This is a genomic window from Pseudomonas sp. CM27, from assembly GCF_013179515.1.
Taxonomy (GTDB): Bacteria; Pseudomonadota; Gammaproteobacteria; order Pseudomonadales; family Pseudomonadaceae; genus Aquipseudomonas.
Genome location: NZ_JABMCN010000153.1, coordinates 7,348 through 14,293, shown reverse-complemented (window position 1 = coordinate 14,293; position 6,946 = coordinate 7,348). Strand labels below are relative to the sequence as shown.

Sequence of the window (6,946 nt, the reverse complement as noted above, 5' to 3'; positions counted from 1 at the left end):
CACGTCACCGCCCTTGGGGGTGAGGCTGCGAATGGTGCCGATGGATTCGATGATGCCGGTGAACATGGGGTCTTCCTCAAAAACGGTTTGCGCGGGGCAAGCCCGGCATTATACGCCGGACGCAGGTAGGGGCATGGCCGTGACCCGCCAGTCATCGCCCACTGCGCGCATTTCGGTAATTTTCAGCCGCGGGGCTTCGCTCATCTTCTCCAGCGGCCAGTCCAGCAGCGGGCGGGCGTGGGAACCGAGGAAGGTGCCGGCGACGAACAGCTGGTACTCATCTATCAGGCCCAGCCTGGCAAAGGCACCGACCAGGCCGGCACCGGCTTCCAGCAGGATTTCATTGACCCCGCGCCTCGCCAGGGCCTGCAGCAGCGCCGGCAAGTCAACCTGGCCATTGTCACCCGGCAGGCTGAGCAGTTCGTGGCCGGCAGCGGCATAGCGCGGGTCATCCGCGACAGCGCACACCACCAGAGCCGGGCCGGCCTGGAAGAACGGCGCATCCAGTGGCAGGCGCAAGCGGCCATCGACCAGCACGCGCAGCGGTGTGCGGCTAAGTGCCAGGCGGGTGGTTTCGGCGTCCAGCCCAAGCTCCGTGCCACGCACGGTCATGCGCGCGTTGTCGGCCAGCACGCTGGAGGCGCTGGTCAGCACCACGCTGGACCGGGCGCGCAGGCGCTGCACCGCCGAGCGGGCGGCCGGGCCGGTGATCCACTGGCTTTCACCACTGGCCATGGCGGTGCGACCGTCCAGGCTCATGGCCAGCTTGGCCCGCACGAACGGCAGGCCGTGCTCCATGCGCTTGAGGAAGCCCGGATTGAGTGCCCGGGCCTCGGCTTCGAACACGCCGCTGGCGACTTCGATGCCGACCTCGGCCAGGCGCCGCAGGCCCTGCCCCGCCACCTGCGGGTTGGGGTCCTGCATGGCTGCAACGACCCGCGCCACGCCGGCCTTGACCAGCGCCTCGGCGCACGGCGGTGTGCGGCCATGATGACTGCACGGCTCCAGGGTGACGTAGGCGCAGGCGCCGCGGGCAAGTTCACCGGCCTGGCGCAGGGCATGCACTTCGGCATGCGGCTCGCCGGCGCGCAGGTGCCAGCCTTCGCCCACCACCTGGCCATCGCGCACGATCACGCAGCCTACGCGCGGATTCGGGTGGGTGGTATACAGGCCTCTGCGCGCCAGCTCCAGCGCGCGGGCCATGTAGTGGGCGTCGAGGATGGCAGCTTGGCTGGGCATGTTCACTCTTTGGCCGGCTCGCGAGCCAGGCGGTCGATTTCTTCGCGGAACTCGTCAAGGTCCTGGAAGCGCCGGTAGACGGAGGCAAAGCGGATGTAGGCCACTTCGTCGAGCTTGCGCAGCTCGGCCATGACCATTTCACCCACCACCAGCGATTTGACTTCGCGCTCGCCGGTGGCCCGCAGGCGGCTCTTGATGTGCGCCAGTGCCGCTTCCAGGCGCTCGACGCTGACCGGGCGTTTTTCCAGTGCCCGTTGCATGCCGGCGCGCAGTTTGTCTTCGTCGAAGGGCTGGCGGGTGCCGTCCTGCTTGATCAGCCGCGGTAGCACCAGCTCGGCAGTTTCGAAGGTGGTGAAGCGCTCGCCACAGGCCACGCATTCGCGGCGGCGGCGCACCTGCTCGCCCTCGGCGACGAGACGAGAGTCGATGACCTTGGTGTCGTTGGCACCGCAAAAGGGACAGTGCATGGTGGCAGGCAACAAAAAAAGGGAGGGCCATGGTAGCGCATCCCACTGGCAAGACAAGCCAAAGGGGTTAACATCCAAGGGAAATCTGCCCGTGAAGGACTACCCCATGCACTACCGAGCGCTCGTCGTGCTGTGCTGCGCCGCCCTGCTTGCCGCCTGCGGCAGCGACAGGCCGAAGACCGATACCCCCGCAGCACCCACCCCCGCCCGGTCGGCCAAGCAGGCCGAAGTATTGGGCCCGTTGCCGGCCTACCAGCGCGAACTCAGCGGTACCCTGCTGGAAATCCCGGCCGGCGCCAACGTGGAGCTGGCCTTGCTGGTCATCGACGAACGTGACCGCCCGCAACGCCTGCTGGCCAGCAGCAACCTGACGGGCACCGGCCAGGCCCTGCCCTACCACCTGCGCTTCAACCCTGAGGCCTTTCCGGCCGGGGCCCGGGTCGAGCTGCGTGGCCGCGCCAGCAGCTCCGGCCAGCTGATCATGCACCTGCCACCGGTGCGCATAACCCAGGCCCAGACCCAGGCCACCGGCCCGCTGCGTTTCGAGAAGGCGCCATAGTGGCACCGCTGGCCCTGCAACAGGCCCTCAGCGGCCTGATCGGCGAAGCGCGGCTGGTGGTCAGCGAGCTGCCCGGCTGTGACCTGAAGCTGTGGCTGATCGATGACCAGAACATGGACCGCGCCTTCAGCAGCGAAGAAACCCGGCGCATTCTTGAAGAGCCGCCCTACTGGAGCTTCTGCTGGGCCAGTGGCCTGGCCATGGCCCGTTACCTGGCCGAGCGCCCGGAGTGGGTGGCCGGCAAGCGGGTGCTGGACTTTGGCGCCGGCTCCGGCATCGCTGGCATTGCCGCGGCCCGCGCCGGTGCGCTGGAAGTGGTCGCCTGCGACCTCGACCCGCTGGCCCTGGATGCCTGCCGTGCGAATGCCGCGCTCAACGGTGTGGAACTGGCTTACAGCAGCGATTTTTTTGCCGAGGCCGACCGCTTCGACCTGATCCTGGTAGCCGATGTGCTGTACGACCGCGCCAACCTGCCGCTGCTCGATGCCTTTCTCGGTCGCGGCCGCCAGGCGCTGGTGGCCGACTCGCGGGTGCGTGACTTCAGCCACCCGCAGTACCAGCAACTGGGCGTGCTCGAAGCACTGACCCTGCCCGACCTGGCCGAGCCACACGAATTCCGCCGGGTCAGCCTGTACCACGCCAGCCGCGACACCTTATAGTGGTGCCATCCACGAGTTTGCGAGAGTCGCGATGACCCAAGACACGCCGTACATTTTCGACGCCACCGATGCCAACTTCCAGCAACTGGTGATCGAGAACTCCTTCCACAAGCCGGTGCTGGTGGACTTCTGGGCCGAGTGGTGCGCACCGTGCAAGGCGCTGATGCCCTTGCTGGCGAAGATCGCCGAGGGTTACCAGGGCGAGCTGCTGCTGGCCAAGATCAATTGCGATGTGGAGCAACAGGTAGTTGCCCAGTTCGGCATCCGCAGCCTGCCGACCGTGGTGCTGTTCAAGGACGGCCAGCCGGTGGACGGTTTTGCCGGTGCGCAGCCGGAATCCGCCATTCGCGCCATGCTCGAACCCCACGTGCAACTGCCCCCCGCCCCCACTGCATCGCCGCTGGAACAGGCCAAGGCGTTGTTTGCCGAAAGCCGTTTTGCCGAGGCCGAAGCGCTGTTGCAGGTGCTGCTGGGTGAAGACAACAGCAATGCCGAGGCGTTGATCCTGTACGCCCGTTGCCTGGCCGAGCGTGGTGAGCTGGGTGAAGCGCAAGTGGTGCTGGACGCGGTCAAGACCGATGAGCACAAGGCAGCACTGGCCGGTGCCAAGGCGCAGCTGACCTTCCTGCGCCAGGCCGCGAGCCTGCCGGAAGTGGCAGACCTGAAGAGCCGCCTGGCGCAGAACCCGCAGGATGACGAAGCGGCTTACCAGTTGAGCATCCAGCAGCTGGCGCGGCAGCAGTACGAAGCGGCGCTGGATGGGCTGCTGAAGCTGTTCCAGCGTAATCGTGGCTATGAGAACGGGCTGCCGCAGAAGGCGATGCTGCAGGTGTTCGAGTTGCTGGGTGGGGATCACCCGTTAGTTGGGGTTTATCGTCGCAAGCTGTCGGCGCTGATGTTCTGATAATCATGGGGCCGCCTTGCGGCCCCATGATTCTGAAACCATCACCCCACCCAGTGATAAACCGGCGAATCCACGCCACTTTCCACCTTCACCTCACTGCTATGCCGCAAGCGCACCAGCAGCCGCTTGCCTGCCGCCGTACTCCCCGCCAGCCCTTCCAGACGGTCCAGCAATTCCGGCCCGCTCATCTGCCCTGCCAAACGCAGCACATCACGCGCCGCGGTCCACTGCCCGTCGTCCGAACGCGCCGCCGCAACAGCTGCCGGGGCTGCGGCCTGCGCCACCGCCGGCACCCCGACCTGCCGCCCAAGTTGCGCCCACTCTTCAGGCGCCAGCTCGATGGTCAGGTCCACCGGCCATTCACCAATCTGTCCACGAATTCTCACGATGCGTTCCTTGAGCAAGGTCAATGCAGCCATGCTACCCCAACATGAAACCTGCGCCACACAGACTGGCGGCGCGAATAAATCTTGTTATAACATAACTACATCTTTCAGCCCGCTCCGGAGCCATCCATGCGTCGCCTGCTGCTCGCCCTGCCCTTCGCCTTGCTGCCACTGGCCGTAGCCCATGCCCACGACGAGCATGATCATGACCATGCGCATGGCACCCTCGGCGCCCACGAGCATGGCGTTGCCAAGCTCAACGCCGTGCTTGATGGCAACACCCTGGAGCTGGAGCTGGACAGCCCGGCCATGAACCTGGTCGGTTTCGAACATGCCGCCAGCAGCGATGCCGACAAGGCCAAGGTCGCCGCCGTACGCCAGCAGCTGGAAAAACCCCTGCAGCTGTTCGGCCTGCCTGCCACTGCCGGCTGCAAAGAAGACCAACAAGCGCTGGAAAGCCCGCTGTTCGGCGACACCGCGAAAGCCGACGACGATGGCGACGCGCATGAGCACGGCCACCAGCACAGCGACATCGGCGCCCACTACCAGCTGACCTGCGCCAACCCCGAAAAACTCACCCAGGTGGACCTCGCGCCGCTGTTCAAAGCCTTCCCGGCCACGCAGAAGATCAACGTGCAACTGATCGGCCCCAATGGCCAGAAAGGCGTGGAAGCGACGCCGGCCAAGGCTGCGGTCGTCTTCTGAATGAGCCAGCCGTTGATCGAACTGCATGACCTGATGTTCGCCTGGCCAGGCCAGCCGCCGCTGCTGGATATTCCGGCGTTTCACCTGGACGCCGGTGAAGCACTGTTCCTCAAGGGCCCCAGCGGCAGTGGCAAAACCACATTGCTGGGCCTGCTGGGCGGGGTGAATGTGCCGGGGCAGGGCCGTATACAACTGCTCGGCCAGGACCTTGGCAGCCTGGGCCAAGGTGCCCGCGACCGCTTTCGGGTCGATCACACGGGCTACATCTTCCAGCAGTTCAACCTGCTGCCGTTCCTGTCGGTACGCGAAAACGTCGAGCTACCCTGCCGCTTCTCGCACACCCGCAAGGCCCGCGCCGTGCAGCGCCACGGCAGTGTCGACCAGGCAGCCAGCACGCTGCTGGCGCACCTGGGCCTGGGTGACCCTGCCCTGCTCACGCGCCGTGCCGACAGCTTGTCGATCGGCCAGCAGCAGCGGGTCGCCGCTGCCCGTGCACTGATCGGCCAGCCCGAGCTGGTGATTGCCGACGAGCCGACCTCGGCACTGGATGCCGACACCCGCGAAGCGTTCATTGGCCTGCTGTTCGACGAATGCCGCGCCGCTGGCGCCAGCCTGCTGTTCGTCAGCCATGACCAGAGCCTGGCGCCGCTGTTCGACCGCCACCTGTCGCTGGCCCAACTGAACCGCGCCGCCACGCCCCGGGAGGCATGATGTACCTGCTCCGCCTTGCCCTGGCCAGCCTGGCCAACCGCCGCTTCACTGCATTTCTCACCGCCTTTGCCATCGCCTTGTCGGTGTGCCTGCTGCTGGCAGTCGAGCGCGTGCGCACCGAGGCGCGTGCCAGCTTTGCCAGCACCATCAGCGGCACCGACCTGATCGTCGGCGCCCGTTCGGGTTCGGTGAACCTGCTGCTGTATTCGGTATTTCGCATCGGCAACGCCACCAACAACATTCGCTGGGACAGCTATCAGCACTATGCCAGGGACCCGCGGGTAAAGTGGGCAATCCCCATTTCGCTGGGCGACTCGCACCGCGGTTACCGGGTGATGGGCACCACTGGCGACTACTTCGGCCATTACCAGTACGGCCGCCGCCAACACCTGGAATTGAGCCAGGGCCGCGCCTTTGCCAACGACCCGTTCGAAGTGGTGCTGGGTGCCGAAGTGGCCGACGCCTTGCACTACAAGCTGGGCGACAAGCTGGTGCTGGCCCACGGCGTTGCGGCGATCAGCCTGGTCAAGCATGACAACAAGCCGTTCACCGTGGTCGGTGTGCTCAAACGCACCGGCACCCCGGTCGATCGTACCCTGCACATCGGCCTGGGTGGCATGGAGGCCATCCATATCGACTGGCATAACGGTGTGCCGGCCCGTGGTGCCGGGCGGATCAGTGCCGAGCAGGCGCGCACGATGGACCTGCAGCCTGCCGCCATCACCGCGTTCATGCTTGGGCTGAACAACAAGATCGCAACCTTCAGCCTGCAGCGCGAAATCAACGAGTACCGCAACGAGCCGTTGCTGGCCATTTTGCCCGGGGTGGCACTGCAAGAGCTGTGGAGCCTGATGGGCACCGCGGAACAGGCGCTGTTCGTGGTTTCGCTGTTCGTGGTGCTGACCGGGTTGATCGGCATGCTTACGGCGATTCTCACCAGCCTCAACGAGCGCCGCCGGGAGATGGCGATATTGCGCTCCGTGGGCGCACGGCCGTGGCATATCGCCGGTTTGCTGGTACTGGAGGCGCTGTCGCTGGCAGCGGTCGGCATCCTCGCCGGGCTAGGCTTGCTGTATGCCGGTATAGCCCTGGCCCAGGGGTATGTGCAGGCCAACTATGGTTTGTACCTGCCGCTGGCGCTGCCAAGCGCTCATGAATGGACCTTGCTGGCTATCATCCTCGGGGCTGCGCTGCTGATGGGTAGCGTGCCGGCGTGGCGTGCCTATCGGCAGTCGCTGGCCGATGGTTTGTCCATACACCTTTGAGAGCCAGTAATGATCCAGTACCTCATGCGCTTCTTCGCGGGTAAACCCGCG

General features: G+C 65.8%; 9 protein-coding genes and 1 pseudogene. 6 read left to right on the top strand and 4 right to left on the bottom strand.

The features are described 5' to 3' along the window. The 3 genes and pseudogenes from HP547_RS18680 to nrdR form a co-directional block, all read right to left on the bottom strand. Positions 1-66 (bottom strand): annotated as a pseudogene (locus HP547_RS18680) (riboflavin synthase); the annotation flags it as partial. A gap of 42 nt (positions 67-108) precedes the next feature. Next, entirely contained in the window at positions 109-1,239 is a 1,131-nt protein-coding gene (gene ribD, locus HP547_RS18675) for a bifunctional diaminohydroxyphosphoribosylaminopyrimidine deaminase/5-amino-6-(5-phosphoribosylamino)uracil reductase RibD (protein ID WP_172287055.1), read from the bottom strand. A gap of 2 nt (positions 1,240-1,241) precedes the next feature. Further along, positions 1,242-1,706 (bottom strand): transcriptional regulator NrdR, encoded by a 465-nt coding sequence (nrdR, locus tag HP547_RS18670; protein WP_009685710.1) that lies wholly within the window; start codon positions 1,704-1,706, stop codon positions 1,242-1,244. A 106-nt stretch (positions 1,707-1,812) separates the two neighbouring features. Here nrdR and HP547_RS18665 point away from each other — a divergent pair, with 106 nt between their 5' ends. Genes HP547_RS18665 through trxA form a run of 3 tightly spaced genes read left to right on the top strand, consistent with a single transcriptional unit; the run spans position 1,813 to position 3,828 of the window. Beyond that, positions 1,813-2,265, top strand: a complete 453-nt coding sequence (locus HP547_RS18665; protein WP_172287054.1) for a YbaY family lipoprotein — start codon at positions 1,813-1,815, stop codon at positions 2,263-2,265. Beyond that, entirely contained in the window at positions 2,265-2,924 is a 660-nt protein-coding gene (locus HP547_RS18660; protein WP_172220570.1) for a 50S ribosomal protein L11 methyltransferase, read from the top strand. The genes HP547_RS18665 and HP547_RS18660 overlap by 1 nt, the downstream gene beginning before the upstream one ends. 31 nt (positions 2,925-2,955) lie before the next feature. Next, positions 2,956-3,828, top strand: a complete 873-nt coding sequence (gene trxA / locus HP547_RS18655) for a thioredoxin (RefSeq protein ID WP_172220573.1) — start codon at positions 2,956-2,958, stop codon at positions 3,826-3,828. A gap of 41 nt (positions 3,829-3,869) precedes the next feature. Here the strand turns inward: trxA and HP547_RS18650 are convergent, their stop codons facing one another. Next, positions 3,870-4,214, bottom strand: coding sequence for a hypothetical protein (locus HP547_RS18650; RefSeq protein ID WP_172220650.1), 345 nt, complete (start codon positions 4,212-4,214; stop codon positions 3,870-3,872). A gap of 129 nt (positions 4,215-4,343) precedes the next feature. Between HP547_RS18650 and HP547_RS18645 the strand changes: the two genes are divergently transcribed. From HP547_RS18645 to HP547_RS18635, 3 genes are read left to right on the top strand one after another with little or no spacing between them, the layout of a single operon-like run. Then, entirely contained in the window at positions 4,344-4,919 is a 576-nt protein-coding gene (locus HP547_RS18645) for a DUF2796 domain-containing protein (protein WP_172287053.1), read from the top strand. Beyond that, positions 4,920-5,630 (top strand): ABC transporter ATP-binding protein, encoded by a 711-nt coding sequence (locus HP547_RS18640; RefSeq protein ID WP_172220579.1) that lies wholly within the window; start codon positions 4,920-4,922, stop codon positions 5,628-5,630. Continuing rightward, on the top strand, positions 5,630-6,895 hold the full coding sequence (locus HP547_RS18635) for an ABC transporter permease (RefSeq protein ID WP_172287052.1): 1,266 nt from the start codon (positions 5,630-5,632) through the stop codon (positions 6,893-6,895). The genes HP547_RS18640 and HP547_RS18635 overlap by 1 nt, the downstream gene beginning before the upstream one ends. Positions 6,896-6,946: the final 51 nt, after the last annotated feature.